General features: G+C 69.5%; 1 protein-coding gene and 1 pseudogene. One reads left to right on the top strand and one right to left on the bottom strand.

Annotated features, from left to right (window positions below; genetic code table 11):
- Window positions 1-278, top strand: a pseudogene (locus A5764_RS04925) (hypothetical protein); the annotation flags it as partial.
- A gap of 4 nt (window positions 279-282) precedes the next feature.
- Here A5764_RS04925 and A5764_RS04920 read toward each other — a convergent pair.
- Window positions 283-1,120 (bottom strand): VWA domain-containing protein (locus tag A5764_RS04920; protein ID WP_067109476.1); only part of this gene is annotated, 838 nt, incomplete at its 5' end.

The following is a 1,120-nucleotide window of genomic DNA, read 5'->3' as shown; positions in this document are numbered from 1 at the left end:
CCGGCTTCCAGGGCGGCGAGATCGAGATGAACGGGCAGCGGGTCGCCGTCCCCGTCTCGACGGACCAGATGAAGACGATCGCGCGGCTGTCGGGCGGGCAGTCCTACACCGCCACGAACCTCAGCGAGCTCAACAAGAGCTACAACGCCATAGAGAACGACATCGGGTATCGCACGGTGCCCGGTCCCGGCAGCGCCGGCTGGCTGCGCCTGGGCGTCGTCGCCGCCCTGATCGCCGCGGCGCTGGCCCTGCTGATCAACCGGCGCCTGCCGACCTGAACGCTCAGGCGGGCAGCCTGCGGTTCAGGAACTCACCGGCCAGGACGGCGCCGGCCAGCAGCACCGCGCCCAGCAGCATCCAGGCGAGGCTGGCGTCGCCCTTCACGGTCTCGTAGCCGATCTGGCGCTGCAGCGTGGAATAGACGCCCTCGAGCGACTCCAGGCTGTCAGCGTGAAACGCCTGGCCGTCGGTGATCTTGGTGATTTCCTGCAGCGTCTGGTCGTCGACGGGCACCGGAATGGTGGCGCCCTCGTACTCGACGGTGCCGTAGGGCGTGCCGAAGGAGATCGTCGAGATCTGCACCTCCTCGGCCTTGGCCAGCCGGGCGGCGGTGTAGGCGCCCTGCGGATCGCTGGGATTGGTCGGCTTGTTCTCGCCGCCGTCGGACAAAAGCACGATCCGCGCGGGCGGCGGGGTGTCGCCCCCGGCGACGGCCGTGGCGCTGACCGCGTGCAGGGCGGTGAAGATGGCCTCACCGGTGGCCGTGCCGTCGCCGAACTCCAGTTTCTTGAGCGCTTCCAGCGTCGCCTGGTGCTGCGGCGTCGGTGGCACCAGCAGGTAGGGCGTCCCGGCGAACCCGACCAGCCCGAGGTTGATGCCGGGCGTCAGCTGGCTGGCGAACTGGCTGGCCGCCTGCTCGGCCGCTTTGAGCCGGTTGGGCTCGACATCGGTGGCCCGCATGGAGTTCGACATGTCGATGACCAGCATGACGACCGCACGGTTCAACGGGATCCGGATGTCGGACGTCGGGCCCGCCATCGCGGTGGTCAGCAGCACCAGCGACAGCAGCGAGACCGCGATCGGGACATGCCGCCACAACGACTGCGGCACCACCGAGTCG

Source organism: Mycobacterium sp. 852002-51057_SCH5723018 (genome assembly GCF_001667035.1).
Lineage (GTDB): Bacteria > Actinomycetota > Actinomycetes > Mycobacteriales > Mycobacteriaceae > Mycobacterium.
The sequence above is the reverse complement of the archived record's forward strand: the minus strand, read 5'-3'. Positions and strand labels throughout refer to the sequence as shown.